Genomic DNA, 26,389 nt, shown 5'->3' on the forward strand with positions numbered 1-26,389 from the left:
GGTCGGGCGCCGACGGTCGGGGAGTTGGCCGAGCACCTGGAGTTGTCCGAGGAGCAGGTCGTGGAGGGGATGGTCGCGGCCAACGGGTACACGAGTGGGTCGATCGACGAGTCGACGTCCTCGGGGAGCCGGCCCTCCGCGCAGCCGCGTTCGCTGGCGGACACGGTCGGTGACGTGGATCCGGCGATGGAGTTGTTCGAGGACTTCCACACCCTGGCTCCGCTGCTGAAGGACCTGGCGCCCCGTGATCGGCAGATCCTGGCGATGCGGTTCGGGCAGGAGAAGACGCAGGCCGAGATCGGCGCCGAACTCGGCATCTCCCAGATGCAGGTCTCCCGCCTCCTGACCCGCACCCTCACCCGCCTGCGCACCGGAATGCTCGCCGGCTGACGTCACGCACACCCGGCGGCCCGCTGCGTGCGGCCCCCGGTCTTCCCCGCCCCTTGCCGCAGCCCCGGTGTGCCCCCGCACCGGGGCCGCCCGCGCGCCCGGCCCGCGCCCCACACCACGATCTTCGTCGCATCCTCCGAAGACCGCCGGGAACACGGATAGGGAGCCCGCCCCTGGGCAGTCGCACCCTGTCTCGACGATCGACACCACCGTCGCGGCCCATTCGAACCCGGAGGTACGCGGTGACCAGTACGGACGGCGACCACCCCCAGGCCGACGCGGGTGCGCCCGCCCGCCGGATACGGCTGGACCCGCAGGGGCCCATGCTGATCGAGGGCCCGGTGGAGATCGTCCTGGACGACGGGACGATCGCCCGTTCCGACCGCTTCATGGTCGCGGTGTGCACCTGCCGCCGCAGCCGCACCCAGCCCTGGTGCGACACGAGCCACCGCCGACGCGAGCGACCCGCCGCGCCACCCGAGGACAGGAACCAGTGATGACCCCTCCCGCCCCGAGTGCGACGGCGACCGCCGCGAGCCCCCGCCTCGTCGAAGGACGGGGCGAACTGTCCGGGTCCGTGACGACGGCCCTGCGGACGGGGCGCGCGCCGGTCTACGCCCCCGGATCCGTACTGAAGGCCGACCCGTGGGGCGAGGACCTCCAGCTGGCCCTGTACCTCCTGTACGAACTCCACTACCGCGGCTTCGAAGGCGTCGACGACGCACGCGAATGGGATCCGGACCTGCTGAGGCTGCGCGCGGCCATGGAGGCCCGGTTCCTGCACGCCCTGCGCAGCGAGCTGTCCGAAGCCCCCCGATCCGTCGAGGAGGCCTTCGCACCGCTCCTGCTGGAGCCCGTCGACCTCTCCGACAGCCTCAGCCACCACCTCGAAACCGAGGGCGAACTCTGGCAACTGCGCGAGTACGCGGCCCTGCGTTCCCTCTACCACCTGAAGGAGGCGGACCCGCACGTCTGGGTGATCCCCAGGCTGCGCGGACGGGCCAAGGCCGCCATGGTCGCCATCGAGTACGACGAGTTCGGCGCCGGCCGGGCCGACCGGATCCACGCCCGGCTGTTCGCCGACCTGATGAGCGACCTCGCGCTGGATCCCGCGTACGGCCGCTACCTGGAACACGCCCCCGCGCCCCTGCTCGCGACCGTGAACCTGATGTCCCTCTTCGGACTGCACCGGGCGTCGCGCGGCGCGCTCGTCGGCCACTTCGCGTGCGTCGAGGTCACCTCGTCGCCCGGTTCCAGGCGACTGGCCAAGGCCATGCGTCGCTGTGGGGCCGGCCCCGCGGCCGAGCACTTCTACGCCGAGCACGTCGAGGCCGACGCCGTCCACGAGCAGGTCGTACGCCGTGACGTGATCGGCGGTCTGCTCGCCGACGAGCCCGACCTGGAGGCGGACGTCGCGTTCGGGTGCGCGGCGACGGTCCTGCTGGAGGACCGCCTCGCCCACCATCTGCGCGAGGCGTGGGACGGCGGACGCAGCGCCCTGCGCACCCCCCTGGGCCCGCGATGAGGGGCGTGCGGCGCGGACCGGGGTACCGGGCCCACCCGGGAGCCGGACGGATCCCAGGGAGCACGACCGATCTCCCCGCCCGCGCGGGGGCGGGGAGTCGCCGCCCCGCGGGCCGCGTGTCCGAGGGCTGTGCGAGGATCACCAGGTTCGGTGCGGCCGCGACAGGCGAGGGAGACATGACACAGGTACCAGGGGACGGCGGCCCGCCGGCCCGTGAGCAGGTACCGACGGACGTCTTCGCGGGCGCCGGGCCCGCCTTGCCGACGACGGTGGCCGAGGCCCGTGACATCGTGGCCGTCCTCCTGGAGAAGTCCGGTCTCCCGTCGGACGCCCGGATCGTGACGGACGCGTTGATGGTCACCTCCGAACTCGTCACCAACGCGATGCGCCACGGCGGGGGACTGACCGGCTTCCACGTCGATGTCCGCGACGGCGACCTCCACGTCTCGGTGGCGGACCGCAGTCCCGTACCCCCGCTCACGCACCCCGGCCCCCCGGCGGGCATACGGATCGGCGGCTACGGCTGGCCCCTCGTCCGTACCCTCGCGGACCGTGTCACCGTGACGCCCCACGCGGCGGGCAAACACATCACCGCGACGCTCAGGCTCGCCTGAGCCCTCCGTCGTGCCAGTCCAGGCGCAGCACGGCGAGGTCGTCGGTGTGACGTCCCGCGTTCAGGGCGCGGGTCTCCTTGACGAGGAGGTCCACGTGGGTGCCCGGGTCGGCCGGGGGCAGCTTCCCGATCAGGGCCAGCAGTCCCTCCACGCCGAGGCGCTCGCCGTCCGCCGTGCCGTTGTGCCCCTCGGTGAGGCCGTCGGTGTAGAGGGTCAGGGCCCCGGCCGGCGGGAGCGGGATCACGGTGGCCGGCCAAGAGCCCGTGTGCGGGGCGATCCCGAGGGCGATGCCGTGCTCCGCGGTCGCCTCCCGGGTCCGATCCGCGACGGTGAGCAGGGGAGCGTCGTGACCGGCCAGGTACACGGTGGCGGTGCCGGCCCCCTGGTCGAGCGTGAGCAGGGCGCAGGTGGCGAACATGGTGGGCCGGCCGCGTTCGGCGATCAGGATGCGCTCCAGCAGGTGCAGCAGGTCCGGGCCGCGGTGCCCGCCGAGGACCAGGGTCCGCCAGGCGATGCGCAGGCAGACGCCGAGCGCGGCCGCGTCGGGTCCGTGTCCGCTGACGTCGCCGACCACGGTGTGGAGCAGCCCGTCGTCGCCTTCGACGACATCGAGGAAATCTCCGCCGAGCAGTGCCTGTTCCCGCCCGGGCAGGTAGCGGGTGGTGACGGTCACGGTGCTGGTGTCGAGGATCGGCCGGGGCAACAACCCGCGTTCCAGACGGGCGTTCTCCTCCGCCCGCAGTCGGGTGGCCTGCGCCTCGGCGCTCGCGCGTTCGGTCTCGCTGCGGTAGACCGCGTAGCGCACCGTACGGCCCAGGAGGTCCGCTCCGACCTTGCCCTTCACGAGGTAGTCCTGCGCCCCGGCGGCCATGGCGTCGGCGCCCGCCTGCCGCTCGGACAGACCGGTCAGCACGATCACCGCGGTGTGCGGGGCCAGTTCTCGGACGGTGATCACCCCGTGCGTGCCCGAGAGGTCCGGCAGGTGCAGGTCGAGGAGGACGCAGTCGACGCGTCGATCGGCGAGCGCGACTCGGGCGTCCGCCAGGCTCCGGGCCACCGTCAGCTCGAAGCGCAGTCCGGTGTCGTGGAGCAGTTCCTCCACCAGGAGGGCATCGGCCTCGTCGTCCTCGATCAGCAGGACGCGGTACATCGGCTCGTCCGGCCGCGCCGGCGCCTCGACCACGCTCACGACTCGCGCTCCTCCCCGCCGCGGCCCGCCACCGGCTCCGCCGCTTCCTGTTCGATGTTCTCGGCCGGTGCGGTGGCGAGGGTGAGGACGACGCGGGTCCCGTCGGTGTGGGCGGTGTCGATCCCGATGGTGCCGCCGTGGAACTCGACGATCTTCTTGCACATCGCCAGGCCGATGCCACTGCCGTTGTAGACGTCCTTGGTGTGCAGGCGCTGGAAGATCACGAACACCTTCTCGGCGTACTCGGGGGCGATGCCGATGCCGTTGTCGGTGACGGCGAACCGCCACAGCTCACCCTCCCGTTCGGCCGACACGTGGATCCGCGGGGTCTCGCCGGGACGGCGGAACTTCACGGCGTTGCCGATCAGGTTCTGCCACAGCATCCCCATCTGCGTGGGGTCCGCGACCAGGGTCGGCAGCGCGTCGTGGGTGATGACCGCCCCGGATTCCTCGACGCTCACGCTGAGGGCGGACAGGGCCCGGTCCACCACCGAGTCGAGGTCGACGCTCTGGTGGGTGTGGTGGACGCGGCCCACGCGGGAGAAGTCCAGGAGGTCGTTGATCAGGGTCTGCATGCGGTTCGCGCCGTCGACCGCGAAGTCGATGTACTGGTCCGCCTTCGCGTCGAGCTGTCCTCCGTAGCGGCGCTGCAGCAGCTGGGTGAAGCTGGAGACCTTCCGCAGGGGCTCCTGGAGGTCGTGCGAGGCCACGTAGGCGAACTGCTCCAGCTCGGCGTTGGACCGCCGCAGATCGGCCGCCTGCGCGTCGAGGCGCAGACGCGCCTCCTCGGTGAAGGAGAGTTCCCGTACGAGCCGTTGGCGCATGGAGTCGACCTCGGCACCGAGCCGGCGCAGGTCCGCCGGGCCGGTCGGGGTGATCGGATGCTCGAAGTCGCCGCCGGTGATCGCGCGGGCGTCCGCCCCGAGCTTCTCCAGCGGTGTGGTGATGCCGCGGCGCAGTCCCTCGAAGACCAGCCCGGCGAGGGCCACGATGACCAGCGCGATGGCGCAGAAGACCCAGTTGCGCAGGCGCATGACGGAGAACAGCTCATCCCGCGCGTTCGTGCGGTCGGCCAGGAGCTTCTCCTGCTGGTCGGCCATCGCCGTCCGCAACGCGTCGAACGCGGTCTTCGCCTCCGCGGCGCGTTCGATGGCCAGGGGCGGGGGCGTCCCGGGCGGCGAGGCGGCGATCGGGCGTGCGATCCGCTCCTGCCACACTTCCACCGCGTCCTCGACGGCCTTCAGGTCCCTCATGCCGGTGGCGTCGCCGCGGAGCAGCTCCGCGAGGCGGGTGGTGGACGCCTCCTGTTCGACGAGCCCCCGCCGGTAGGGGACCAGGAACTCCGCGGTGCCGGTGAGCCCGTAGCCGCGGATTCCCGTCTCCTGGTTGAGCAGCGTCGACTCCAGGCGGATCGAGGTGGTCAGGGCGGGGGACTTCACGTCCACCAGCTCCCTGCTGAGCGAGGCCGTCCGTTCCAGCACCCAGGCTCCGGTTGCCCCGAGCAGGGCCAGGACCACCAGGGACGCGGCCACTCCCACGCGCAGCCACCGCCGGGTCGTCCACGTGGACAGGTCCCGTGGACGCGGCAGCCCGTCTTCGCCGGTCATCTCGTATGCCCCTCCGCTGTCGCAACCGCTGCCCGATGTGGCGCGGCCTGCATACTCTAGAGCGGTCGCGGACAACCATTGTTGTCGAGGCCTCGTTGAAGGCTAGAGTGCCGGGTATGCCGGGCCAGAACCTCGTACCGCCGATCGCGTTCCAGCGGACGGCCGCCGTCGCGGACACGGCGGTCGCCGAGCTCGCGCAGCGCCTCGCCCGTCAGATCCTGGACGACTCGACCACCTCGCGCGCGGACGATCCGACCCGGGCCCTGGCCCTGCTGAACGTACTGGACCACGTCCGGCAGGCCGCCGAGAGACTCCAGCGCGACGCCGCCGCGGACGCCGCCCGCGCCGGCGCGGGCTACCCGCAGCTCGGCGACGCCTGCGGGATCACCCGGCAGGGCGCTCGACGACGGTGGCCCGGACTCTTCAACCACTCCCAAGACAACCCCACGGAGCATCCGATGATGACCGCCCCCTCCCGCCCCTACGACGTCCTGCTCGTCGAGGACGACATGGCCGACGCCATGCTCATCGAGGAGGCACTCTCCGAACGGGGGACCCGCAACCTGGTCCAGGTCACCGACGGGGTCGCCGCGCTGGAGCACCTGCGCACCCCCGGCGCCGTCCGTCCCGACCTGATCGTCCTCGACCTGAACATGCCCCGCATGAACGGCCGCGACCTCCTCCAGGTCCTGAAGACCGACGAGAGCCTCCAGACCATCCCCGTAGTCGTCCTCACCACCTCCTCCGCGCCGGAAGACGTCGCCGGCGCCTACAGCAGCCACGCCAACGCCTACGTGACCAAGCCCGTCAACCTCGACGAGTTCGAGAGGGCCGTTCAGAGCATCGACGCCTTCTACCTCGACATCGCCACCCGGCTGCCCCGCGCCTGAACGCGGCGGGCCGGTCCCCGGTGAAAGACCCGGTGCGGACACCGCGGTTCACCTGATCGGCGGAGTGTGTGCCCGGGTCGGCCGGGCAGGCGCCGGCCGGGGTGCCCGCGGTCCTTCCCGAGGGGGCTGCGGGGCACCCCGCTCAGGCCCGTCGGGGATCCGCCCGAAGCGGTAACCGGAACATCTCTTCCTGTCGACTTCGATCAACTAGGGTGCAAATCCAATCGAATTCAGGGGGATGAACCGATGCTTGCTGCCGTCTACCACGGACAACGCGATGTCCGGGTCCAGGAGTGGCCCGACCCGCCGGCACCCGCCGCGCACGAGCTTCAGCTGGAGATCCTGCGGGCGAGCATCTGCGGGACCGACGTGGACGAGTTCGTCTCGGGCCCCCACCTGATCCCCATCCACGCCCCGCATCCCGCGAGCGGCCACACCGGCCCGCTCGTCCTCGGCCACGAGATGGTCGGACGGGTCGTCGGCGTGGGGGCGGACGTCGCCGGCTTCGGCGTCGGGGACGTGGTGGTACCCGGATCCGGGGTGTCCTGCGGGACGTGCCGTTGGTGTCGTGCCGGTCGGACCAACCTGTGCGCGACCTACTACACGGTGGGCCTGCACGTGGACGGCGGGCTCGCCGAACGGGTGAACGTGCCCGCGCGCATCAGCCGGTCCATAGGCGACGCCTCGCCCGATGTCGCGATCATGGCTCAGCCGCTCGCCGTCGCCCTGCGCGCCGTCCGCGGCTCCGAGGCCGAGGCGGGAGCGACCGTCGCGGTCATCGGTCTCGGCGGGATCGGCTCGTTGGCCGTGGCCGCGTTCACGGCACGGGGCATCGAGACCATCGCCGTCGACATCTCGCCGGCCCGCTTGGAGACCGCCCGGCGCAGCGGGGCGAGCGTGCTCATCGACGCCTCCCGCCAGGACGCCGCCGCCGAGATCAGGCGCGCCACCGGCGGCGTCGGCGCCGACATCGTCCTGGAGACCTCGGGGGTGCCCCAGGGCCTGGAGACCGCGATGAACGCGGTGAGCCGCGGCGGCCACATCCGCCTGGTCGGCCTGCACCGCGACCCGTCGCCGCTGAACCTGACCCGCTTGGTGCTCGACGAGATCCGCGTCTCCACCTCGAAGGTGCACATCTGCGACCAGGACCTCCCCGAGGCGATGGCCCTGCTCGACGCGCATCCGCACATCGCGTCCACGTCGATCGACGCCGTCATTCCGCTCGCCGACGTGGTGTCGGGCGGACTGGAGCGGATGGCGTCGGGCCGGGCGACCGGGAAGGTCGTCGTCACGCTCTGAGCGCCGCCGCCCCGGTGGCCGCCCCCGCGCGGAAACGGGACGACGGGCGGTACCGGCGCGCCCTCCCACCGACGCCGGTACCGCCCGTTCGAACCGTCGCGGAGAGCCCTACTCGACCTTGGCCCAGTCGAGCGTGCGCTCCACCGCCTTCTTCCAGCCCTCGTACCCCTGCGCACGCTGTTCCTCGGACCACTGGGGTTCCCAGCGCTTGGACTCCTGCCAGTGGGTGCGCAGCTCGTCCTGGTCGCGCCAGAAGCCGGTGGCCAGGCCGGCCGCGTAGGCGGCGCCCAGCGCCGTGGTCTCGGCGACCACCGGCCGGCTGACCGGCACGCCGAGGACATCGGCCTGGATCTGCATGCACAGGTCGTTGGCGGTCACGCCGCCGTCGACCTTCAGCACGTCGAGGTGTACGCCGGAGTCCTGCTCCATGGCCTCGACCACGTCGCGGCTCTGGTAGCAGATGGCCTCCAGGGCGGCTCGGGCCAGGTGCCCGCTGTCGTGGTAGCGGGCGAGGCCGACGATGGCACCGCGCGCGTCGGAGCGCCAGTACGGCGCGAACAGGCCGGAGAAGGCCGGTACGAAGTAGATTCCGCCGCTGTCGTCGACGGTGCGGGCCAGGCGTTCGCTCTCGGCGGCGTCACCGATGATCTTCAGCTGGTCGCGCAGCCACTGGATCGCGGAGCCGGTGACGGCGATGGAGCCCTCCAGCGCGTACACGACGGGCTCGTCGCCGAACTGGTAGGCCACGGTGGTGAGCAGGCCGTGCGACGAGCGGACCAGCTCCGTGCCGGTGTTCAGGACGAGGAAGTTCCCGGTGCCGTAGGTGTTCTTGGCCTCGCCCGGCGCGTAGCAGACCTGCCCGACGGTGGCCGCCTGCTGGTCGCCGAGGACGCCGGTGATGGGGATCGCGGCGCGCAGCGGCCGGGAGGTGCGGGTCTGCCCGTAGGCCTGCGGGTGGGAGGACGGATTGATGCTCGGCAGCATCGCCCTGGGGATGTCGAAGAAGCCCAGCAGCTCGTCGTCCCAGTCGAGGGTCTCCAGGTTCATCAGCATGGTGCGGCTGGCGTTGGTCACGTCGGTGGCGTGGATGCCGCCGTCAGGGCCGCCGGTGAGGTTCCACAGCACCCAGCAGTCGGTGTTGCCGAAGAGGGCGTGGCCCTGCTCGGCCGCCTCGCGGACCCCGTCGACGTTCTCCAGGATCCACTGGATCTTGCCGCCGGAGAAGTAGGTGGCCGGTGGCAGGCCGGCCTTGCGGCGGATCACGTCCCCCTTTCCCGAGCGTTCCAGCGCCGCGGCTATGGAGTCGGTACGGGTGTCCTGCCAGACGATGGCGTTGTAGTAGGGGCGGCCGGTGCGGGGGTCCCAGACGACGGTCGTCTCCCGCTGGTTGGTGACGCCGATGGCCGCGAGGTCGGAAGCCGAGAGGTTTCCGTGCCGCAGGGCGTTCTGCATCACCGAGTTGGTGCGTTCCCAGATCTCGACCGGGTCGTGTTCGACCCATCCCGAGCGCGGGAGGATCTGGGAGTGTTCCAGCTGGTGCTTCGCCACCTCGTTGCCCGCGTGGTCGAAGATCATGAAACGGGTGCTGGTGGTTCCCTGATCCACCGCGCCGACGAAGTCAGCCATGGGGGTGCCGCCTCTCTTGGGGCCTTGGTGCCCTGAGGTCTCTGCCGCGGGCCGGGTCGCCCGCCCGCCCGGGCGTCGGTGCTTCGGGCCGACGCCCGGGGCGCGCGATCAGCTCTCGTCGGGGGCCGGGATCCGTCCGGGGGGTTCCGGCTCGGCGGTCGGCAGGAACCGGCCGATGAAGACCTTGTAGAGACCCGCTCCCAGCACACCGCCGATGAACGGACCGATGATCGGGACCCAGAAGTAGAAGTTCCCGTACTGATCTCGCCACGCTCCGCCGTAGCCGGTGAGGAAGCTGGCCAGTCGGGGACCGAAGTCGCGGGCCGGGTTGATCGCGTAACCGGCGTTGGTGCCCCAGGCCATGCCGATGGCCACCACGATCAGGCCGACGATGAACGGCGCCAGGTTCGCGCCCGGGGGAGTGTTGAGGAGGTCGGTGACCGCGAGGATCAGCAGGAGCAGGATCGCGGTGCCGATGATCTGGTCGCGCAGGGCGCCCCACTCGGTGACCGGCAGGTTCGGGTTCCCGTTGGCCGGCAGTGTGGAGAAGACGCCCTGCGTCTTGATGGTGTGGCCCGGGTCGGCCTTCGCGAGCGCCTCGGTGTAGTTCCACCGGACGATCAGTGCCGCCACGAAGGCGCCGGCCGTCTGGGCCAGCGCGTACGGGGCCACCTTGCTCCAGGGGAATCCCTTGAACGTCGCCAGCGCGACGGTCACCGCGGGATTGAGGTGAGCACCGCTCAGCCTCGCCGCGACGTAGACGCCCAGGGTGACGCCGAGGCCCCAGGCCCAGGCGATGCTGTCGTGGTTGCCGAGACCGCCCGGCGGGTCCGTGAGGGCGCCGCCGGCGACCACCTGGGCCACCACGCCGCAACCGAAGAGGATGAGGATCAGGGTGCCGGCGAATTCGGCGGACAGTTCGCCGACCAGTCCCGATCTCTTGAGCCGCTCAGCCATGGGTGCCCCTTCCCGTCGGCCGGGGACCGGCCGTCGACTGCCCCGAGCCTCAATGAATCACTGTAATCCCGGACATATCTCCGGGCCAGTGGCGGAGATCCCCGCGGATTCGCCGGGCCGTCCCGGCCGCGCGGGAGCCCCCGGGATCCACGGGCCGCTGCGGATCCGGGTGCCTTGGCGGCACACTTGTCCTACGGCGTGCGATCGCGGTCGCACCCGTACGCGGCCCGCGCTCCCCGGGCTCATGGAGCGCACCGGCAGGAGACTCGCCCGCCAGGTCCGACCCCGGAGGTACCCGATGAACATGCTCATCAACAGTGCGGAGACCGTGGTCGCCGACGCCCTGCGGGGGATGGCCGCCGCCCATCCCGATCTCGACGTGGACGTGGAGCGCCGGGTGGTCGTGCGGCGGGGCGCCCGCGAGGGCGGGCGGGTCGGCCTGGTCTCCGGGGGCGGCTCCGGACACGAACCCCTGCACGCCGGATTCGTGGGGTACGGGATGCTGTCGGCGGCGTGCCCCGGCGAGGTGTTCACCTCGCCGGTACCCGACCAGATGCTGCGGGCGGCCAAGGCCGTGGACTCGGGGCAGGGCGTGCTGTTCGTCGTCAAGAACTACACCGGGGACGTCTTGAACTTCGACATGGCGGCCGAGCTCGCCGAGGAGGACGGCATCCGCGTCGAGCGGGTCCTGGTCAACGACGACGTCGCCGTCACCGACAGCCTGTACACCGCCGGGCGGCGCGGTACGGGAGCCACCCTGTTCGTCGAGAAGATCGCCGGCGCCGCCGCCGAGGCGGGCACACCGCTGGAACAGGTCGCGGCGCTCGCCCGACGGGTGAACGAGGCCTCGCGGAGCTTCGGGGTGGCGCTCACCGCCTGCTCGACCCCCGCGAAGGGCAGCCCGACCTTCGACCTCCCCGACGGGGAGCTGGAGTTGGGCGTCGGCATCCACGGCGAGCCGGGCCGGGAGCGTCGCGCGATGATGCCCTCGCGGGACATCGCCGAGTTCGCGGTGGGAGCCGTACTGGAGGACCTGGCGGAGGTGGCCCCGGCCGACGGGCCGGTGCTGGCCCTGGTGAACGGGATGGGCGCGACACCGCTGTTGGAGCTGTACGGCTTCCACGCCGAGGTGGCGCGGGTGCTGGCCGCCCGCGGCGTGCCGGTGGCGCGGACACTCGTGGGGAACTACGTCACCTCGCTCGACATGGCGGGGTGCTCGGTGACGCTGTGCCGGGCCGACGACGAACTGCTGCGGCTGTGGGACGCGCCCGTGGAGACGGCGGCCCTGCGCTGGGGCCGCTGACCCGGACCGTCGCGAGGGTGGGGCCCGCGGCGCCGGTCACTGCGGGCCCCACCCTCGCGGCGCCGGTCGCCGCGGTCCCGCCCCGACGCCGGCGCGTCGCCCGCAGAGCGCGCGCCGCCGTGGAACGGCGCACACGATCGGACGCGAGCGACCGGCGATTCCATCCCCGCCGGCGCGCGCCGCCGGCCGAGACGTGGAACCGTCGTCACATGACCGAAAGTTCGATCCCTTACATCTCAGCGGCCCGGGTCACCGTCCGGGGCGTCCAGCCCGGCGCTCCGCCCTTCCGCATCGTGGAGGTGGACGGGGAATTCATCGGCAGGGCGACATCGATGACCGACGTGCTCCTGATCGCCGCGGAGGCGGGCGTCCCGATCCACGACCTGGACGACCTGGAGGCGGTCCACTGGGTCGGTGGCGGCAAGTTCACCTGGAACCCGCACTGAGCCGTTTCGCCCCTCCACCGCGCCGCTGCCGTCCGCGGGCCGGCACGACCGCCCGCCGAGGACGGTCGTACCGTCTCGTTCCCGCTCCCTCTCGTGCCCGCCCGGGCCCGCCCGTCAGGACGTCTCGTCCTCCAGACCTTCGAGGCTGTCCATAAACGAGCTGACGGAGAACACCGCCCGGCCGGGGCCGGCCGGGCCGTAGCCGGGAGGGGACTTCAGGCCGAACTCCTCCAGGGTCCCCCGGTAGGCCTCCAGCAGCCGGATGTGGTACTCCAGCGGCGCCCCGAGGGGGTTGGCCTTGCCCAGCGGTGTCGTCGGCTCCGGGCACCAGGTGGTGAACCGCGGCACGACACCGTTGGACATGAAGAACCGCAGGCCCTCGGTGGTCGATTCGATCGCCTCGTCCACCTTCGTGAAGCCGAAGGGCTCGGCCATCTCGATGCCCGCCACGAAGTTGGGGATCACGTTGCGCGGGCCGAACACCTCGGTGGAGTCCAGGATCCGGCGGTGCCACTCGTCGCGACCCACGTAGCGTTCCTTGCCCGGGCAGTGGAGCTGGAACAGCCGGCGGTCCCACACCTCGAAATTGGGGTGGTAGATCCGGATGCCGTGGTCGTGGAAACGCTGCACGTCCGCACGGGGCAACGCCTGGGCGACGACCTTGCCGATCCAGCGGCCGGGGAAGCGCTCCTCGATGGCCTTGGCGTAGTGCCCGTAGAAGTCCGCCTCGTCCCGGCCGGCGACCTGCGAGGTGATGGAGCCGCCGGTGAGCGTGTAGGCCCGGGAGGTTCCCGCGGTGTCGTACCGGTCGATGATCTCCAGGGCCTCCAGCACCTCCTCGACGGGCTTCACCCCGGTGTAGGGCCGACCCGCCGCCTTGTGCTGGCGCCAGTTGTGGTTGATGTCGCAGAACTGGCACTCCTCCTTGGCACCGAAGTACTGGCAGACCCGGAAGACCGTCAGGTAGACGAGGTAGCCCCACTGGATGGTCGGCGCGACCTCCATCACGGACTTGCCGTTCGACAGCTTGTGCCGGTAGTACTCCGGCATCGGGGGCAGGCCGACGTCCGCGATCCGCGCACCGTCGAGGTAGAGGCCGAGCGAGCCGTCCTCACCGCCGCGCACGATGTACGGGGAGTCCGGATTGACCCGTACCGACACGACGGTGCGGCGCAGGTCGTACGGGCCGCCGGTGAGGACGATCTCCTCGGGGGGCCGGTTCAGCGCGGCGGCGCCGAGCTCGGGCAGGGTGCGGTGGTCGAAGGAGAAGATGAAGTACGACTTCGGCTTGATGTCACCCGAGGAGCCGTCGGTGGTGCCGCTCAGCGCGGACTCGTCGAAGGCCATGCCGCCCCGCAGGAGGTCCTCCTTGAACACCGCCTCCCGGGGCACCTGGGGGAAGCGGCCCATGAGGTCCTCGACGAGCGCGGTCCGGCTGACGCTCTCCGCGTGTTGCTTCACTGCTGACTCCTTGGGCCGTGGTGACGTGCGGCGGACGGTTCGACTGCGCGACAGCGGGGTCGGACCCCGCCGCTCCGATCCCGGACTGAACACGTTCAATCGCTCCTGCCACACTACCCCCGCGTGCCCGCGCCACTCTCGCGGACCCCGTTCCCGGGAAGTCGTGGCGGTCGCGAAGTTCGAACGCTGCCAGGCATCCGCCCGCGGGCGCAACCGACTTGGCGTCCGGCGGGGTGTCGCTCCTCGCGGCTGCGGGCGGGTGTGGGCGGGGGCGCGCGGGGCAGGCGATGCCGTGGCGGGGCACACCGGCCGCCGCGCACGACGAACGGAAATGGACGGACGCGGGGGTGACCCTCGGCGTCCCACGCCCACCGGAGGAGTTGTTCTCGCGTGACTGAGCATGTGTGGAGTTACCCCCCGACCTCGGGCCACGTGGCCGGCGCCGACCTGGCCGGCTACAAGGTCGAGGCGACCGACGGCGGCATCGGCAAGGTGGACAAGCACTCCGACGAGGTCGGTGACGCCTATCTGCTCGTGGACACCGGAGTCTGGATCTTCGGCAAGGAGGTCCTGCTGCCCGCGAGCACCGTCACCCGGATCGACGCGGACGAGAAGAAGATCTTCGTCGACCGCACCAGGGAACAGATCAGGAACGCCCCCGAGTTCCACCGTGACAAGCACCTCGGGGACACCGGCTACCGGGAGGAACTGGGCGTCTACTACGGCCCCGACATTCCCTTCGGCGGCCGCCCCGTCTGACCCGCACGCGTGGACATCCGACCCGCGCGCGTGAACAGGGGCCCGAACTCCACGAGTTCGGGCCCCTTTCGGATGCTCGGCCAACGAGGCGCGCCCCGGTGGGGTGGGTGTTCCCGCCGATGTGGGGTAGCCGGGCTGTGACCGCGGTACGAGCCCCGAGCGCGGGGGCCGACGCGGCGACGAGAAGTCGATCGACATGAAGGAGCAGATCGTGGAGAAGGCAGCCCGGATGACCGACCAGATCCGCGAGACGGCGGAGCAGGCCGCGCAGTTGGTGAAGGACAAGACCCCCGACCCCGTCCTGGACAAGGCCGCGCAGGCGTCCCGGCAGGTCGTCCAGGCCACGACCCACGTGGGTCGGCTCGCCGCGGACAAGACCCCCGACTCGGTCCTCGACACGGCGGGGCAGGTCGCGACCAGGGCCCGGGCGAACCGCACCCCGCTCATCGCGCTCGGTGCCCTGCTCGCCGTGTACGCGCTGGTGCGTCGGAGCCGGGGCCGCAAGTGAACGGGATCAAGATCGCCTACAAGCCCGTCGGGTTCGCCCTGGGCGCCGTCAGCGGCATGCTCGCGGGGATGGCGTTCAAGCAGGCCTGGAAGTTGATCGAAGGGGAGGGGGACGCCCCCGACGCCACCGACGAGGACCGGTCCTGGCCCGAGATCCTCATCGCCGCCGGCCTCCAAGGGGCGATCTTCGCCCTGACCAAGGCCGCCGTGGACCGGTCCGGGGCGATCGCGGCGCGGCGTCTGACGGGCACCTGGCCGGGCTGAGCCCGCCGCGGCGCCGGCCCCGTACGCGGGCCGGCGCCGCCCGCGCATTCGACGGCCGGCATGTGACACACGTCGCATGTGGCCGTCGATCCGGTTTGCGGCCGCCATGATCGCGCACACGCGGTTCCTGGAAGACCCACCGAGGAAAGGACCGGCCATGGCGGCCCCCGAATCCCAGCAGGTGGCCGATCCGGAAGCGGTGAAGCGCCATCCCATACTGTTCCGTGCCGTCAGGCAGCGCCGGAACCCCAGACTCCGCCGGACGGACATCACCGTCACGGACGAGCAGGCGGTCAAGCGCGCCGTGAAGGCGGCGTCGCTCGGCAACGCCATGGAATGGTTCGACTTCGGCATCTACTCCTACCTCGCCGTCACCCTGGGACACGTCTTCTTCCCCTCCGGGAACGACACCACCCAGTTGCTCTCCTCGTTCGCCACCTTCGCGGTGGCCTTCCTCGTCAGGCCGCTCGGCGGAATGTTCTTCGGCCCCATGGGCGACCGGCTCGGCCGCAAGAGGATCCTGGCGCTCACCATGATCATGATGGCGGTCGGCACGTTCGCCATCGGCCTCATCCCCTCGCACGACACGATCGGCGTATGGGCCCCGGTCCTGCTGATCCTCTTCCGCGTGCTCCAGGGCTTCTCGACCGGCGGTGAGTACGGCGGCGCCTCCACCTTCATCGCCGAGTACGCCCCCGACAAGCGCCGCGGCTACTTCGGCAGCTTCCTGGAGATCGGCACCCTGGCCGGCTACGTCGGCGCGGCCGGCCTCGTCACCGCCCTGTACACGGTGCTCGACGACCCGCAGATGGAGGCCTGGGGCTGGCGCGTCCCGTTCCTGGTCGCCGGACCCCTCGGCCTGGTCGGTCTGTACCTGCGCCTGCGCCTCGACGAGACCCCGGCCTTCCAGAAGTTGGAGGGCGGCACGGCGCGCGCCACCGAGGCCGCCGACCGCGTGGAGACGACCACCAAGGGCGACCTCGCGAAGATCTTCCGCCAGTACTGGCCGACGCTGATCCTGTGCATCTGCCTGGTCGGCGCGTACAACATCGCCGACTACATGCTCCTGTCGTACATGCCGACCTACCTGTCGGACGAACTCGGCTACAGCGAGACCCACGGCCTGCTGATCCTGCTCGCCGTGATGGTCCTCCTGATGCTCCTCATCAGCCAGGTCGGCAAGCTCTCCGACCGGTTCGGCCGCAAGCCGCTGCTGATGGCGGGCATGGTGGGCTTCTTCGTGCTGTCGCTCCCCTCCTTCCTCCTGATCCGCCAAGGCGCCATCCCGGCGATCACCCTCGGCATGCTGATGCTGGGGCTCTCCCTCGTCTGCCTCCTCGGCACGATGTCCGCCGCCCTCCCGGCCCTCTTCCCGACGCAGGTCCGCTACGGCTCGCTGTCCGTGGGATACAACCTGTCGGCGTCGATCTTCGGAGGGACGACCCCGCTGGTCATCACGGCGCTGATCAGCTGGAGCGGCACGAACCTCATGCCGGCCTACTACGCGATGGCCGCGGGCCTGGTCGGCATCATCGCCGTCGCCTGCATGAAGGAGACCGCGCGGAAGCCGCTCGACGGATCCCCGCCCTCCGTCGAGACACAGGAGGAAGCCGCGCAACTGTGCGCGGCCCAGTCACCCGACCCGAAGTTCTAGCGAGGTCCGCGCGCCGCAAGCTCCGGCGTCGGGGCCACCCGCCCGGAACGGGCAACGGCCCGCACCGCTTCGACCGAAGCGGTGCGGGCCGTTGCCCGTTCCGGGCGAGGCGCGCGTCAGCGGCGCGGGCCCTTCCCGCCCTCACCCCGGCGGGTGTCCTTGCCCTGCTCGTAGCGGACCTGCTCCTTGCGGACGGTGTCGGAGACCTCCTGCTGCTCCGTGACCTTGTCCGTCTCCAGGCGCACGCGCTCGACCGGCACGGTCTCCTTGCGGGTCACCGCCCGTTCGGCGTGCAGGGTCACCTCCGACTCGGCCTCGCCGATGGCGCCGCCGCGCACCCGCTCCCCCTCACGGACGGGCTCGCGCACGACGCGGACCTCCTCGTGGCTGACGGGGACCGTGGTGGTGACGTTCTCGGTGACGACGACCTTCTTCAGCCGGGCGCGACCGACCTCCTCGTTCGTGGTCCCCACGCGCAGCCGCTCCTCCGAGCGGATCAGCTCGTCCTTGCCGCGGCCCTCGCCCCGGTCGTCGACGTACGTGCCCGTGGCGATGCCCGGGGCGTCCACGGAGGTGCGGTGGGCCTTGCCGTTGCCCTTGGCCTTCCCGTTGCCGTTCCCGTTGCCGTCGGAGGCCGAGGCGGACAGGCCGTAGTGCCGGTAGAGGCGGTGCTCCTCGTCGGCGTCGAGGTGCTGATCGGCGTCCACCCGCGGCGCGTCCTTGACGATGTCCTTGGCGTGCGGGACGTGCAGGGCCTCGCCGTCACTGCGGGCGCCCGCGAGGGGAACGAACGACTCCTTCATGCCGAACCAGCCGGTCTTGACGGTGACCCATTCCGGCCGGCCCGTCGCGTCGTCGCGGTAGACCTGACCGATGCTGCCGATCTTCTCCCCGTCGGCGTCGTACGCCGTGAGGTTCAACAGCTGCTCGGTGCTCAGGAAACCGTTTCCAGCGCTCATCGGTGAATCCTCCAGTGCGATTCGGCACGCGGCGCGCGGCGACCTCGTTGTCCCGCGTTCACCTCGTGCCCCCCTCCAGACCGCACCCTGATCCGCGCCGCCGCAACCGGTCGGTGCGGTGCGGGAGCGCTGCCGGGCGCCATCGGACGGCCGGAACCGCCGTGTAACCGGGGTGTCACCCCCCGCGACCCGGCTACTCCGAACGAGTGGCCCGGTCAGGGCGGCGGCCGGCGCGGTCGCAGTCAAGCGCGGCCCGCCCCGCGTCCCGGTCCGAGTGGAGGTCCAGGGCGCTCAGGAGCGCGATGAAGTCGTCGGGATCGGTGGCGCGGGCCGCCACCGTCCGGCGGGCCCGCTCGCGCCGCCCGTCGCCGTCGGCGTCGGGGAAGTCGTCTGTGCGGAGGTCGTGGTCCATGACAGCCGATACGACCACACTCCCGGGCCCGCGGTACAACCGGGGCCGATCGGCCCGCGTGATCCCCCGAATTCTGGGGAGGCGCCCAGGGAACCGCGGCGCCGTCGACAACCGGGCGGCGCCAGGAGGAAAGGACGTGCTCATGACCGAATCCGACGCCCGCGGCGACGACGTCTACCAGCCCCAGCCCGAGGACGAGCGTTCCGAGGAGCCGGACATGGACCACAGCGTCGGGGAGCTCGACACCGACGCCCGGCTCGACCAGGGCTACTCGCCGCCCGAGCGGCCCTACGCGAGCGACCGCCACGCCACCACCGGCGAGGAGCAGCAGCAGGGCGAGAGCCTCGACGAGCGCCTCGCCCGCGAGGTTCCCGACGTGGAGCCCCCGGCGGGCGACGGCATCGGAGACCTCGACGGCGGGGAAGGCGAGCCCGTGGACCCGCAGGCGGGCGGTGCCCGCGCGGGCCGGTTGGCTCCCGCCACGGACTCCCCGCGCGAGAACAACGTCCTCGCGCACGACGTGGGCGTCGACGCCGGAGCGGCCTCGGCCGAGGAGGCGGCCGTGCACGTCATCGAGGACCCTGACGAGGAGCCGAGGTAATCCGCTGCGCGCCGATCCCCCCGGCAGAGCACCTCACGAGACACCAGGAGCACACCATGACCGAGAAGGAACCCACCAGGCCCACTCCTCCCTCGCAGGCACCCGGGGAGAGCGGCGACCCGGAGGCCCGCAAGGAGGCGGACGAAGCGGTCGTTCCCGGCACCGGGAAGGACGCAGCCGGCGAAGCCGACCCGTCCGACGGCGATGCCCGCCGTCGGACGAGCGGGACCACGAAGCGCGCCCGGAAGGGCGAGTAGGCGGCCCACCCACCCGTGGACGGTCCACCCGCACAGGTGGTCCACCCCCGGCGAGACGGTCCACCGGGACGGGCGGTCCACCCGGGCCCCCGGTCCCGGTGGACCGCCTCAAGCCGAGGGGTCGAGCACCCGGCGCCCTCGGCGGAGTTCGGCGACCAGCCGGCCCGCGTCGGTGAGGAGGGTGCCCTGCAGGGCGAAGACCGCCGGACGGATGTCGGGGGAGTTCAACGCCTCCTTCTGGGCGCGGTCCAACTCGGCGGCCGTCCGGTCGAGGATCTCGCCGAGGACACCGGGCTCGGTCCGGGCGGTCCGGCCGATGTGCTCCAGGGCGGTGGACGCCGTGCGCAGCAGCGAGGCGTAGGTCGAGCGGAACTCGGCGGGAACGGAGCTCAACTCGCCGTTGTCGACGGCGTAGTGGATGCTGCGGCTGATCGACCGGACGTGGTCGAGGCCGCGTTGGGCCACGTCGACCGCTTCCTGGGCCCGGGGGAGCGCCTGCGCCGCTCCGGCGATGCTGCGGCGCGGGTTGAGCCGGCCGTTCTCCTTCTCGGCGTCGATGGAGTGCCGGATCCGGTCGGCGTCCGCGGACAGCCTGCGCCAGTCGCGGCGCAACTGTTCCACCCGGGCCGCGTCCGGGCTCTCGGATTCGATGGTGTCGGCCAGGACGCCGACGCGCCGGTGGACGCCCTCGTACAGGTCGGCCACGGCCTCCTGCCGGTGGCGGGTGTGCCGGGCGGGTGCGAGTACCAGGTGGGCGCTGAGCCCGCAGAGCGCGCCGATGACGACGGAGGCGACGAGGTGGCCGATGTAGTCGATCCTGCCCTGTCCGGAGGAGAAGGCGAAGAAGCCCACGATCGCCACCTGGGTGCCGTGTTCGCCCAGGCGCCGGACGCGGCCGAGCACGAGGGCCGCCAGGGTGAGCAGCCCGAAGGTCCAGCCGTGGATGCCGGCGACGGCCGCCAGCGACGCGGCGAGGGCCGCGCCGACCGTCATCGCGATCAGGTACTGCGCGCAGTGCCGCACGGAGCGGTAGACCGTCGCTTGGAGCGCCACCAGCGCGGTGAACGGGGCGAACGTGGCCACCGCGGTCGGCAGGAAGTGACGGGCCAGCATCCACGCCCCCATGGCCGCCACCACGGTCTTCGCGCCCAGCACCAGGTCGTCGCGCTCACCGCCCTGGTACCGCACCCCGCGCCGGACCCGTCCGGCGATCTCCGTACACCTCGTCTTCACCGCTCCGGGCAGCTTGTCCCACTCGGGCATCTGTCACCTCCGATCCGGCGTATGCCCGGTCGGATGGCGGCAAACGTGACGCTGCCGCGGGGGCGCGAGGGGTTGACTGTCGGCCGGCTGCCCCCTCGGGGGCGACACCCGCGACGAGCGGCGGGCCCGCCGCTCGCATCAGCGCCCGACGGCTGGGCATCCGATGGGCGGGCGGCCGATCCGGACCGCTTCACCCGCCCACCCCGGCACTCGCACCGAGGGCCGTACCCGACCGAAGGGGCACTTCCGTGGCACGTACCGTCGCCCATGTGATCGTCGACGCACTCAAGGATCTCGGCGTCCGGCACGTCTTCGGGGTCGTCGGGGACGCGCTCAATCCCCTGACCGACGCGATCCGCACGACGGACGACCTGGACTGGGTCGGCTGTCGCCACGAGGAGGCCGCCGCCTTCGCCGCCGGGGCGCAATCCCAGCTCTCCGGCACCCTCGGGGTGTGCATGGGCACGGTGGGCCCCGGCTCCGTGCACCTGCTCAACGGTCTCTACGACGCCGCCAAGAGCCACGCTCCCGTCCTCGCGATATGCGGTCAGGTACCCCTCGCCGAGATCGGCAGCGACTACTTCCAGGAAGTCGACAACGACCTGCTCTTCCGCGACGTGGCCGTCTACCGCGCCACCGTCACCTCCCCGGACCAGATGCCCCGGATGCTGGAGTCCGCCGTACGCGCCGCCGTCAGTCAGGGCGGGGTCGCCGTACTGACCGTCCCCGGCGACCTCGGCGACCAGGAGCTGAGCGAGGACCGCCCCACGCGCTTCGCCCTCGACCGCGCCGTCACCCGCCCCGACGACCCGGCCCTCGCCGAGGCCGCGGAACTCCTCAACGCCGCCTCCCGCGTCACCCTGCTGGTCGGCCGCGGCGCCCGCGAGGCTCGTGCCGAGGTACTGGGGGCCGCCGAGCTGCTCCGCGCCCCCATGGTGCTGACGCTGAAGGCGAAGGAGGGGTTCGAGGACGACAACGCCTTCCAGGTCGGCCAGACCGGCCTGATCGGCAATCCCGCGGCCTCACACGCTCTCGACAGCGCTGACGCGCTCCTCATGCTGGGTACCGACTTCCCCTATCGCGACTGGTACCCGAAGGACTGCAAGGTGGTCCAGATCGACACCCGCGAGGAGCACCTGGGACGTCGGGTCCCCGTGGACGTGGGTCTCGCCGGGGACGTGGGCGCCACGCTGCGCGCCCTGCTCCCGCTGCTGAACGCCTTCCCCGACGGGGGGCACCTCGACGACGCCCGGGACCGTTGCACGCGTTGGGAGGAAGGCCAGCAGCGCCTGGCCGACCCCGCCCACGAGCACCGCTGGACCGGCAAACTGCGGGCGGCGCTGGACAACCGCGACCACGAGATCCGGCCCGAGGCCCTGGCCGCCGCGGTGGACCGGTACGCCGCCGAGGACGCCGTCTTCACCTCCGACACGGGCATGGCCACGGTCTGGCTCTCCCGCTTCGTCACCATGCGCGGCAGCCGGCGCCTGATCGGCTCGTACAACCTCGGCTCGATGGCCAACGCCATGCCGCAGGCGCTCGGGGCGCAGCTCTGGGCGCCCGACCGTCAGATCGTCGCCTTCTGCGGCGACGGGGGACTGAGCATGCTGCTCGGCGACCTCATGACGATCAAGACGTACCGGTTGCCGGTGAAGCTCGTCGTCTTCGACAACCGACGGCTCGGCATGGTCAAACTCGAACAGGAGCAGGCGGGCCTCCCCGAGTTCGGTACGGAGCTCGACAACCCCGACTTCGCGGCGGTGGCCACCGCGCTCGGCCTCACCGGCATCCGCGTGAGCGACCCGGCCGACCTGCACGACAGCGTGCGCCGGGCGTTCGAGACCCCCGGGCCCGTCCTGCTGGACGTGCTGACCAACCCCGAGGAAGTGGCCGTGCCCGGCAAGCCGACCGTGGGCCAGGGGTGGGGATACGCCATCGCCAAGGTCAAGGAGATCCTTCCGAGCCGCGAAAGCTGATCCAGCCGACCCCGCAACCCCACCAAGCCCGCCCACCCCCACCGACCCCACTGCCGCCGACCCCGCAGGGCTCGGGGGCCGTCCGGGTGACTCTCGCCGCAGGCGTCCTCCACGGGCCGCCGGCGGGAGCCCCGGCCGGGAAACATGGCCGCGTCCCCCTCGACGTGAGGGGCAACCCGAGAAGAGGATCCATGTCCGAACTGTGGAACTACGGCCCCGACTCGCGGTACCCGGTCGGCGCCGTGCTGATCGGCTTCAAGGTGGAGGCCGCCGACGGTCACATCGGCAAGGTCGACTCGCACACCGAGGACGTCGGGTCCTCGTACATCGTCGTGGACACCGGTCCGTGGATCTTCGGGAAGGAGGTCCTCCTGCCCGCGGGGACGATCGAGCGCGTGGACATGGAGGAGGAGAAGATCCGGGTGAGCCGCACCAAGGAACAGATCAAGAACGCACCCGAGTACGACAAGGACAAGCACCGCGGCGACGCCGCCTACCGGAGCCGGGTCGCCGACTACTACACGCGCGACGACGGCTGACCCCACCACCCGCCGACCGGCGACACGCGGCCGGGGCAGGCCGGTTCACGATTCCGCGGACCGGGGTAGCCTCGCACCGGATGCGCTGCCCGGGAACGGGCAGCGGACGGCTTGTGCGGAGCGACCGGGGTCCCGGCGCGTGAAGGGGTCGCAGGTGGAGCAAGGCGTGCTGGTGCAGCCGGACGACGGCGGGGTCCGTGTGATCACGTGCGTGGGGGAGTTCGACCAGGACACTCTCGGACCGTTGGCCGCGGCCAGTGCGGCGGCCGTCGCCGATCCGTCCCTGCGGCGGATCGTGTTGGACGTCCGCGAGGTCACGTTCGCCGACTCCTCGCTGCTCAATCACATGGTGATCCTGCTGCGCAGCGGCCGCCTGGTCCTCGCCGGCCCCGTACCGCCCCGGCTGGACCGCCTCCTGGAACTCACCGAGGCCCGCGCACTGTTCACCATCACCGACGGTGTGGACGCGGCGCGCGCCATGTGACCCGCTGCCCCGGGCGGGCGGTGCCGGCTCAGGTCTGGAACGTCGCGGCGGCGAGGTCGGCATGCACGCTGACCACCCGGTCCGCGCCGGTGACCGACAGCAGGCGGGTGAGCTGGCGGGAGGGTCCGGCGATCCGCAGGTCGGTGAGCTGCCGCACGCGCAGCAGCACGCTCAGGCAGGTGGAGTCGGCGAAGGAGACGCCCCGCGCGTCCAGGATCACGATGTGGTGGGAAGCCGCGGCCTGACTGAGGGCCGCTTCCAGGGGAGGGAGCGTTTCGAGGTCCAGCTCCCCGCGCGCCTCGACCACCCAGGCCGCGCCCGAGGCGTGTTGGTAGCCCAGGGGACCGCGGGACGCGTCGGTGCCGGTCTGCGCGTCGGTTCCGGTCTCGTGCGCTCCGGTCGGTCCGCTCATGATGTCGTCTCCCAAGGCATCTCCCGTGGCGGCGGGCCCGCCCGACGGCCGCGCGCGCGATCAGGTCTCGAACGTCGCGGGCGGGGGGTCACCGTTATGCCGCCGCGGGACGCGAGTCGACGGCCTGCCGGCGTTCCTTCTCCGTCAACCCGCCCCAGACTCCGTACGGTTCGGCGACGCGCAAGGCGTGTTCCAGGCAGTGGGCCCGCACGGGGCACGCCGCGCACACGGCCTTGGCCGCTTCCTCGCGCATCGCCCGGTCCGGTCCTCGTTCGCCGTCCGGGTGGAAGAAGCCCTCCGAGCCCAGACCGCGGCACGCGGCCTCCATCTGCCAGATCCAGTGGTGCTCCGCCCGTCCGGGCAGATGTGACACCTTCGCCATCCCCATCGCTCTCCCACAGCCGCGTCTTCGAACACATTCCTCAAAGGCCGTCTGACCACAAAGTCTTGTTCGAAACGTGGAGGGGGGCCGGCTGCCGAGATCCGCTGTAAGTCCGCCGATCGTGGGTAGGCGGGATTCATGATTGCCATCGAGAACGCCACCGACATTCCCGCCGACATCGCCGGCGGCACCCTCGCGGCCGAAGGGCAGGGCTCGCTGTACCTCGTCATCGCCGGCGTGGTCCTGGTCGTCCTGTTGATCGGCGCCTTCTGGTACGGCAGCCGACGCAACGCCCGGCGCGCGGCCCCGGCTCAGCCGGCCGAGCAGAACCCCGCGGCGCGAGGGCGCGAGGACTCCTGGCAGACGCCGGAGGAGGGCGCGGCAGGCACCGGCCCCCGCCCCTGACCCCCGCCCCCTGGGGCCGTGCCCGCCCGTGGATCGGGGTCGCCGCGGGTCGCGCGACCCCGCGCCCAAGGGAGGCGCCCACCGGGGGCGTGCGGGGTCACATGGGGTCCATGGTTCCGGCGCCCGGGCCGTTCTCCCGCTCGCTCTTCTCCCGGATGTGCATGGCCTTGTCCGTCAGCCGCCGGCGTTCCGCGGGATCCGTCGCCCGCTGCGCCGCCTGTTCCAGCTCCTGAGCCTTGTCGCGCAGCTGCCGCACCCGCGCGCTCGGCCGGCTCTCGTTGCCCATGATCCGTCCTCGGGTCGGGGGAGTACCGTCTCTTCCCCAGCCAAGCAGTGCCGGAGCGCGTCCGCCACCCTGGCGGGCGGGGCCCGGCGCTCGCCGAGACGCCGAGCCCGCCCCACCGCGGGACCGAGAGGCGGATGTGGCACACGCCGAAGGCCGGTCCATCATGGGAGGGGCGCGGGAGCGGCCGCACGGTCGTGCGGGCGGCTCGCGTTCCCGGCAGCGCGCCGACCGGAGGTGACGCCATGGACACGGACATGGACGAATCGCGCAGGGCGTGGCTCATGATCTTCGGCATCCTGGCCGTGATCTTCGCCGACCTCTTGGCGATCATCCTGATGAACACCGTCGGGTAGGGGCACGGGCCCGCCGCGGACGGGGCAGGGCGGTCAGACGGGCTGCGGGGTGAGGCGCTTGAGCCCCTTGCGGTCGTAGTACCCGGTCATGGCGAAACCGAAGAGCAGGGCCAGGACGGCGCCGATCGCGATCATGGTCCAGGAGCGGGTGAGCCCGGCGTCGCCCCGGGCGTCGAAGTAGAGGATCGCGCGCACCCCGTCGCTGAGCTGCCGCATGGGCTCGAAGTGCGACAGGAAGCGGTAGAAGCCCGGTACCGCCTGGAGCGGCACCGTGGCGCCCGAGGAGGGCAGACCCAGCACGATGAACACGAACATCGACACCAACTGGCCGATCCCGCCGAACGCGGCGTTGATCGCCTGTACGCCCAGGCCGACGGCGAGGGCCGCGCAGTAGGAGTAGATCCACAGCAGGGGCACGTGGGAGGCGTCCATGCCGAGGACGGCCACGCAGGCGAGGAGGACCAGCGAGGAGCTGAGGAGCGTGATCCCCGCGGTCATCAGCATCTTCAGCAGGAGCGTCTGGGTCCGGTTGATCGGCACGGTGGGGCGGCGGGTGTGCCAGGGGCCGATCTCGTTGTCCGCGTAGCCCAGGGCGGTGTCGACGCCGTTGCTGATGACGTTGCCGCCCATGAACCCGGCCAGGACGAGCAACAGGGTGTAGTAGAACGCCGTGAGGCCGAGGCCGCTGTTGGTGCCGATCGGGTGGCCGACCTGCGTGACGACGTTCACCGGGTCGGCCAGCAGCAGCTTCACGGTGGGGTTCGACCGCGTGTCGGCCGCCGCCGTGAGCTGCCGGCCGAGGCTCTGGGACGCCTGATGCGCGGCCTTGGTCGTGATCTGACTGGCGAGGGAGGAACCGAGGCTGCCCTTGCCGGGGTTGGTGAGCACGGTGATCGTCGGCTGTTGGGTGGCCCGCGACGTGGTGAGGGCGGTCACGGTGTTCGTGAATCCGGCGGGCACGACGAGTGCGCCGTAGACCTTCCCGGAGTCGAGCTGGTCCTGGGCCTGGGCGCGGGTGAGCGTGCGCCACTCGGCCTTGCCGCCGCCGGTGTCGGCCGCGATGGCGGTCGTGACCCGCGCGCCCAGGTTCTCCTTCTGCCCGGCGGGCGGCTTGCCGGTGTCGTCGTTGACCAGGGCGATGGGCAGGTCGTGCAGGTCTTGGTTGGGGTTGACGATGCCGCCCATGTACAGCAGGGACAGCAGCAGGGCCAGCAGCCCCGTGAGGACCGTGGGCACCAGCCACAACCGGGGGCGGCGCACCAGCGTCGCGGCGGTGGCCTGAGGGGCGGCGGGCTCGGCCATGGTTCTCCGTGGGTTCCGGGCGGGCACGAGGACCGCGCAGCGGGGCGGGAACGGCCGACCGGGTGAGGGCGTGCCGACCCTGCGAGAGGTCAGGATGCGGCCCGCACACGTCCCCGCCGGTGCACGCCTCGCCGTTCCTCCCCCCGTTGCAGTACCGGCCCGTCCGACCCCGCCGCCGGGGCTCGCCCACCTGATCCACCGTCAAGAAGCCCGTACCGCAGCCGTTCCCGACGGAACGGACGCGGAACGGACGCACGGAGTACCGCC

Annotated in this window: 30 protein-coding genes; 18 read left to right on the top strand and 12 right to left on the bottom strand. The window is 71.8% G+C overall.

Annotated features, from left to right (window positions below; all coding sequences use genetic code 11):
• The 4 genes from ACIRO3_RS24655 to ACIRO3_RS24670 all read left to right on the top strand — a co-directional run.
• Positions 1–390: sigma-70 family RNA polymerase sigma factor (locus tag ACIRO3_RS24655; RefSeq protein WP_404140324.1), on the top strand; the 390-nt coding region annotated here is incomplete at its 5' end.
• Between the two features lie 242 nt (positions 391–632).
• Complete coding sequence (locus tag ACIRO3_RS24660) at positions 633–887, top strand: CDGSH iron-sulfur domain-containing protein (RefSeq protein ID WP_404140326.1); 255 nt, start codon at positions 633–635, stop codon at positions 885–887.
• Entirely contained in the window at positions 887–1,915 is a 1,029-nt protein-coding gene (locus ACIRO3_RS24665) for an iron-containing redox enzyme family protein (RefSeq protein ID WP_361786261.1), read from the top strand. The genes ACIRO3_RS24660 and ACIRO3_RS24665 overlap by 1 nt, the downstream gene beginning before the upstream one ends.
• 176 nt (positions 1,916–2,091) lie before the next feature.
• Entirely contained in the window at positions 2,092–2,529 is a 438-nt protein-coding gene (locus tag ACIRO3_RS24670; RefSeq protein ID WP_404140330.1) for an ATP-binding protein, read from the top strand.
• Here ACIRO3_RS24670 and ACIRO3_RS24675 read toward each other — a convergent pair.
• Both ACIRO3_RS24675 and ACIRO3_RS24680 read right to left on the bottom strand, forming a co-directional pair.
• Positions 2,516–3,679 carry a PP2C family protein-serine/threonine phosphatase gene (locus tag ACIRO3_RS24675; protein ID WP_404140790.1) on the bottom strand — a complete coding sequence of 388 codons (1,164 nt, stop codon included), beginning with the start codon at positions 3,677–3,679 and terminating at the stop codon, positions 2,516–2,518. The genes ACIRO3_RS24670 and ACIRO3_RS24675 overlap by 14 nt on opposite strands.
• A gap of 35 nt (positions 3,680–3,714) precedes the next feature.
• Positions 3,715–5,325, bottom strand: a complete 1,611-nt coding sequence (locus ACIRO3_RS24680) for an ATP-binding protein (protein ID WP_404140332.1) — start codon at positions 5,323–5,325, stop codon at positions 3,715–3,717.
• Between the two features lie 116 nt (positions 5,326–5,441).
• Here ACIRO3_RS24680 and ACIRO3_RS24685 point away from each other — a divergent pair, with 116 nt between their 5' ends.
• Both ACIRO3_RS24685 and ACIRO3_RS24690 read left to right on the top strand, forming a co-directional pair.
• Positions 5,442–6,215, top strand: a complete 774-nt coding sequence (locus ACIRO3_RS24685; RefSeq protein ID WP_404140335.1) for a response regulator — start codon at positions 5,442–5,444, stop codon at positions 6,213–6,215.
• A gap of 246 nt (positions 6,216–6,461) precedes the next feature.
• Positions 6,462–7,514 carry a zinc-binding dehydrogenase gene (locus ACIRO3_RS24690; RefSeq protein ID WP_361786249.1) on the top strand — a complete coding sequence of 351 codons (1,053 nt, stop codon included), beginning with the start codon at positions 6,462–6,464 and terminating at the stop codon, positions 7,512–7,514.
• A gap of 108 nt (positions 7,515–7,622) precedes the next feature.
• On the opposite strand, the gene glpK is transcribed toward ACIRO3_RS24690, so the two are convergent.
• Complete coding sequence (gene glpK, locus ACIRO3_RS24695; RefSeq protein WP_361786246.1) at positions 7,623–9,140, bottom strand: glycerol kinase GlpK; 1,518 nt, start codon at positions 9,138–9,140, stop codon at positions 7,623–7,625.
• Between the two features lie 108 nt (positions 9,141–9,248).
• Positions 9,249–10,097 carry an MIP/aquaporin family protein gene (locus tag ACIRO3_RS24700; protein ID WP_361786243.1) on the bottom strand — a complete coding sequence of 283 codons (849 nt, stop codon included), beginning with the start codon at positions 10,095–10,097 and terminating at the stop codon, positions 9,249–9,251.
• A gap of 298 nt (positions 10,098–10,395) precedes the next feature.
• Between ACIRO3_RS24700 and dhaK the strand changes: the two genes are divergently transcribed.
• Positions 10,396–11,400: a dihydroxyacetone kinase subunit DhaK gene (dhaK, locus tag ACIRO3_RS24705; RefSeq protein ID WP_404140340.1), complete on the top strand. Its 1,005-nt coding sequence runs from the start codon at positions 10,396–10,398 to the stop codon at positions 11,398–11,400.
• Between the two features lie 209 nt (positions 11,401–11,609).
• Positions 11,610–11,846 (top strand): hypothetical protein, encoded by a 237-nt coding sequence (locus ACIRO3_RS24710; protein ID WP_267799182.1) that lies wholly within the window; start codon positions 11,610–11,612, stop codon positions 11,844–11,846.
• A 114-nt stretch (positions 11,847–11,960) separates the two neighbouring features.
• Here the strand turns inward: ACIRO3_RS24710 and ACIRO3_RS24715 are convergent, their stop codons facing one another.
• A complete protein-coding gene (locus ACIRO3_RS24715; protein ID WP_361786270.1) occupies positions 11,961–13,256 on the bottom strand; it encodes a radical SAM protein in 1,296 nt (431 codons plus the stop codon).
• A gap of 441 nt (positions 13,257–13,697) precedes the next feature.
• Between ACIRO3_RS24715 and ACIRO3_RS24720 the strand changes: the two genes are divergently transcribed.
• The 4 genes from ACIRO3_RS24720 (at position 13,698) to proP (ending at position 16,491) form a co-directional block, all read left to right on the top strand.
• Positions 13,698–14,066, top strand: coding sequence for a PRC-barrel domain-containing protein (locus ACIRO3_RS24720; RefSeq protein ID WP_366001357.1), 369 nt, complete (start codon positions 13,698–13,700; stop codon positions 14,064–14,066).
• A gap of 196 nt (positions 14,067–14,262) precedes the next feature.
• Positions 14,263–14,574 (top strand): hypothetical protein, encoded by a 312-nt coding sequence (locus ACIRO3_RS24725; RefSeq protein ID WP_366001356.1) that lies wholly within the window; start codon positions 14,263–14,265, stop codon positions 14,572–14,574.
• Positions 14,571–14,837 carry a DUF4235 domain-containing protein gene (locus ACIRO3_RS24730; RefSeq protein ID WP_361786231.1) on the top strand — a complete coding sequence of 89 codons (267 nt, stop codon included), beginning with the start codon at positions 14,571–14,573 and terminating at the stop codon, positions 14,835–14,837. Before ACIRO3_RS24725 ends, ACIRO3_RS24730 begins: the two co-directional genes overlap by 4 nt.
• Before the next feature lie 157 nt (positions 14,838–14,994).
• Entirely contained in the window at positions 14,995–16,491 is a 1,497-nt protein-coding gene (gene proP / locus ACIRO3_RS24735; RefSeq protein WP_404140345.1) for a glycine betaine/L-proline transporter ProP, read from the top strand.
• Positions 16,492–16,607: 116 nt separating this feature from the next.
• Here the strand turns inward: proP and ACIRO3_RS24740 are convergent, their stop codons facing one another.
• Together ACIRO3_RS24740 and ACIRO3_RS24745 are read right to left on the bottom strand one after the other, a co-directional pair.
• Positions 16,608–17,450, bottom strand: a complete 843-nt coding sequence (locus tag ACIRO3_RS24740; protein ID WP_404140348.1) for a DUF2382 domain-containing protein — start codon at positions 17,448–17,450, stop codon at positions 16,608–16,610.
• A gap of 193 nt (positions 17,451–17,643) precedes the next feature.
• On the bottom strand, positions 17,644–17,862 hold the full coding sequence (locus ACIRO3_RS24745) for a hypothetical protein (protein WP_404140351.1): 219 nt from the start codon (positions 17,860–17,862) through the stop codon (positions 17,644–17,646).
• A gap of 142 nt (positions 17,863–18,004) precedes the next feature.
• On the opposite strand from ACIRO3_RS24745, the gene ACIRO3_RS24750 reads away from it, so the two are divergent.
• Positions 18,005–18,463: a DUF5709 domain-containing protein gene (locus ACIRO3_RS24750; protein WP_366001352.1), complete on the top strand. Its 459-nt coding sequence runs from the start codon at positions 18,005–18,007 to the stop codon at positions 18,461–18,463.
• Between the two features lie 56 nt (positions 18,464–18,519).
• Complete coding sequence (locus ACIRO3_RS24755) at positions 18,520–18,720, top strand: hypothetical protein (RefSeq protein ID WP_361786216.1); 201 nt, start codon at positions 18,520–18,522, stop codon at positions 18,718–18,720.
• Positions 18,721–18,828: 108 nt separating this feature from the next.
• Here ACIRO3_RS24755 and ACIRO3_RS24760 read toward each other — a convergent pair whose 3' ends face one another.
• The gene (locus ACIRO3_RS24760) at positions 18,829–19,983 is read right to left on the bottom strand and encodes an aromatic acid exporter family protein (protein ID WP_404140354.1); all 1,155 of its coding nucleotides are present in this window, start codon (positions 19,981–19,983) and stop codon (positions 18,829–18,831) included.
• A gap of 248 nt (positions 19,984–20,231) precedes the next feature.
• On the opposite strand from ACIRO3_RS24760, the gene ACIRO3_RS24765 reads away from it, so the two are divergent.
• The 3 genes from ACIRO3_RS24765 to ACIRO3_RS24775 all read left to right on the top strand — a co-directional run bounded on the left by ACIRO3_RS24765 (position 20,232) and on the right by ACIRO3_RS24775 (position 22,982).
• A complete protein-coding gene (locus ACIRO3_RS24765) occupies positions 20,232–21,959 on the top strand; it encodes a thiamine pyrophosphate-dependent enzyme (RefSeq protein WP_404140357.1) in 1,728 nt (575 codons plus the stop codon).
• A gap of 191 nt (positions 21,960–22,150) precedes the next feature.
• A complete protein-coding gene (locus tag ACIRO3_RS24770) occupies positions 22,151–22,498 on the top strand; it encodes a PRC-barrel domain-containing protein (RefSeq protein ID WP_366001349.1) in 348 nt (115 codons plus the stop codon).
• A 154-nt stretch (positions 22,499–22,652) separates the two neighbouring features.
• Positions 22,653–22,982 carry an STAS domain-containing protein gene (locus ACIRO3_RS24775; RefSeq protein WP_361786204.1) on the top strand — a complete coding sequence of 110 codons (330 nt, stop codon included), beginning with the start codon at positions 22,653–22,655 and terminating at the stop codon, positions 22,980–22,982.
• 28 nt (positions 22,983–23,010) lie between these two features.
• Here ACIRO3_RS24775 and ACIRO3_RS24780 read toward each other — a convergent pair whose 3' ends face one another.
• Together ACIRO3_RS24780 and ACIRO3_RS24785 are read right to left on the bottom strand one after the other, a co-directional pair.
• Positions 23,011–23,394: an STAS domain-containing protein gene (locus tag ACIRO3_RS24780; RefSeq protein ID WP_404140361.1), complete on the bottom strand. Its 384-nt coding sequence runs from the start codon at positions 23,392–23,394 to the stop codon at positions 23,011–23,013.
• A gap of 94 nt (positions 23,395–23,488) precedes the next feature.
• Complete coding sequence (locus ACIRO3_RS24785; protein WP_361786198.1) at positions 23,489–23,776, bottom strand: WhiB family transcriptional regulator; 288 nt, start codon at positions 23,774–23,776, stop codon at positions 23,489–23,491.
• A 138-nt stretch (positions 23,777–23,914) separates the two neighbouring features.
• Between ACIRO3_RS24785 and ACIRO3_RS24790 the strand changes: the two genes are divergently transcribed.
• The gene (locus ACIRO3_RS24790) at positions 23,915–24,181 is read left to right on the top strand and encodes a DUF6479 family protein (protein WP_366001346.1); all 267 of its coding nucleotides are present in this window, start codon (positions 23,915–23,917) and stop codon (positions 24,179–24,181) included.
• Positions 24,182–24,278: 97 nt separating this feature from the next.
• Here ACIRO3_RS24790 and ACIRO3_RS24795 read toward each other — a convergent pair whose 3' ends face one another.
• Together ACIRO3_RS24795 and ACIRO3_RS24800 are read right to left on the bottom strand one after the other, a co-directional pair.
• Positions 24,279–24,467 carry a DUF6381 family protein gene (locus tag ACIRO3_RS24795; protein ID WP_361786193.1) on the bottom strand — a complete coding sequence of 63 codons (189 nt, stop codon included), beginning with the start codon at positions 24,465–24,467 and terminating at the stop codon, positions 24,279–24,281.
• A 386-nt stretch (positions 24,468–24,853) separates the two neighbouring features.
• Entirely contained in the window at positions 24,854–26,122 is a 1,269-nt protein-coding gene (locus tag ACIRO3_RS24800) for a YhgE/Pip domain-containing protein (RefSeq protein ID WP_404140365.1), read from the bottom strand.
• Positions 26,123–26,389 lie beyond the last annotated feature (267 nt).

Source organism: Streptomyces sp. NPDC102278, assembly GCF_044766345.1.
GTDB lineage: Bacteria > Actinomycetota > Actinomycetes > Streptomycetales > Streptomycetaceae > Streptomyces.

Coding starts and splice junctions, on each gene's coding strand:
- ACIRO3_RS24750 (WP_366001352.1), top strand. CDS start 18,005: ATGACCGAATCCGACGCCCGCGGCGACGACGTCTACCAGCCCCAGCCC.
- proP (WP_404140345.1), top strand. CDS start 14,995: ATGGCGGCCCCCGAATCCCAGCAGGTGGCCGATCCGGAAGCGGTGAAG.
- ACIRO3_RS24785 (WP_361786198.1), bottom strand. CDS start 23,776: ATGGCGAAGGTGTCACATCTGCCCGGACGGGCGGAGCACCACTGGATC.
- glpK (WP_361786246.1), bottom strand. CDS start 9,140: ATGGCTGACTTCGTCGGCGCGGTGGATCAGGGAACCACCAGCACCCGT.
- ACIRO3_RS24690 (WP_361786249.1), top strand. CDS start 6,462: ATGCTTGCTGCCGTCTACCACGGACAACGCGATGTCCGGGTCCAGGAG.
- dhaK (WP_404140340.1), top strand. CDS start 10,396: ATGAACATGCTCATCAACAGTGCGGAGACCGTGGTCGCCGACGCCCTG.
- ACIRO3_RS24755 (WP_361786216.1), top strand. CDS start 18,520: ATGACCGAGAAGGAACCCACCAGGCCCACTCCTCCCTCGCAGGCACCC.
- ACIRO3_RS24675 (WP_404140790.1), bottom strand. CDS start 3,679: ATGTACCGCGTCCTGCTGATCGAGGACGACGAGGCCGATGCCCTCCTG.
- ACIRO3_RS24800 (WP_404140365.1), bottom strand. CDS start 26,122: ATGGCCGAGCCCGCCGCCCCTCAGGCCACCGCCGCGACGCTGGTGCGC.
- ACIRO3_RS24770 (WP_366001349.1), top strand. CDS start 22,151: ATGTCCGAACTGTGGAACTACGGCCCCGACTCGCGGTACCCGGTCGGC.
- ACIRO3_RS24780 (WP_404140361.1), bottom strand. CDS start 23,394: ATGAGCGGACCGACCGGAGCGCACGAGACCGGAACCGACGCGCAGACC.
- ACIRO3_RS24665 (WP_361786261.1), top strand. CDS start 887: ATGACCCCTCCCGCCCCGAGTGCGACGGCGACCGCCGCGAGCCCCCGC.
- ACIRO3_RS24745 (WP_404140351.1), bottom strand. CDS start 17,862: ATGGACCACGACCTCCGCACAGACGACTTCCCCGACGCCGACGGCGAC.
- ACIRO3_RS24725 (WP_366001356.1), top strand. CDS start 14,263: ATGAAGGAGCAGATCGTGGAGAAGGCAGCCCGGATGACCGACCAGATC.
- ACIRO3_RS24715 (WP_361786270.1), bottom strand. CDS start 13,256: ATGGGCCGCTTCCCCCAGGTGCCCCGGGAGGCGGTGTTCAAGGAGGAC.
- ACIRO3_RS24680 (WP_404140332.1), bottom strand. CDS start 5,325: ATGACCGGCGAAGACGGGCTGCCGCGTCCACGGGACCTGTCCACGTGG.
- ACIRO3_RS24685 (WP_404140335.1), top strand. CDS start 5,442: ATGCCGGGCCAGAACCTCGTACCGCCGATCGCGTTCCAGCGGACGGCC.
- ACIRO3_RS24740 (WP_404140348.1), bottom strand. CDS start 17,450: ATGAGCGCTGGAAACGGTTTCCTGAGCACCGAGCAGCTGTTGAACCTC.
- ACIRO3_RS24790 (WP_366001346.1), top strand. CDS start 23,915: ATGATTGCCATCGAGAACGCCACCGACATTCCCGCCGACATCGCCGGC.
- ACIRO3_RS24700 (WP_361786243.1), bottom strand. CDS start 10,097: ATGGCTGAGCGGCTCAAGAGATCGGGACTGGTCGGCGAACTGTCCGCC.
- ACIRO3_RS24760 (WP_404140354.1), bottom strand. CDS start 19,983: ATGCCCGAGTGGGACAAGCTGCCCGGAGCGGTGAAGACGAGGTGTACG.
- ACIRO3_RS24795 (WP_361786193.1), bottom strand. CDS start 24,467: ATGGGCAACGAGAGCCGGCCGAGCGCGCGGGTGCGGCAGCTGCGCGAC.
- ACIRO3_RS24670 (WP_404140330.1), top strand. CDS start 2,092: ATGACACAGGTACCAGGGGACGGCGGCCCGCCGGCCCGTGAGCAGGTA.
- ACIRO3_RS24710 (WP_267799182.1), top strand. CDS start 11,610: ATGACCGAAAGTTCGATCCCTTACATCTCAGCGGCCCGGGTCACCGTC.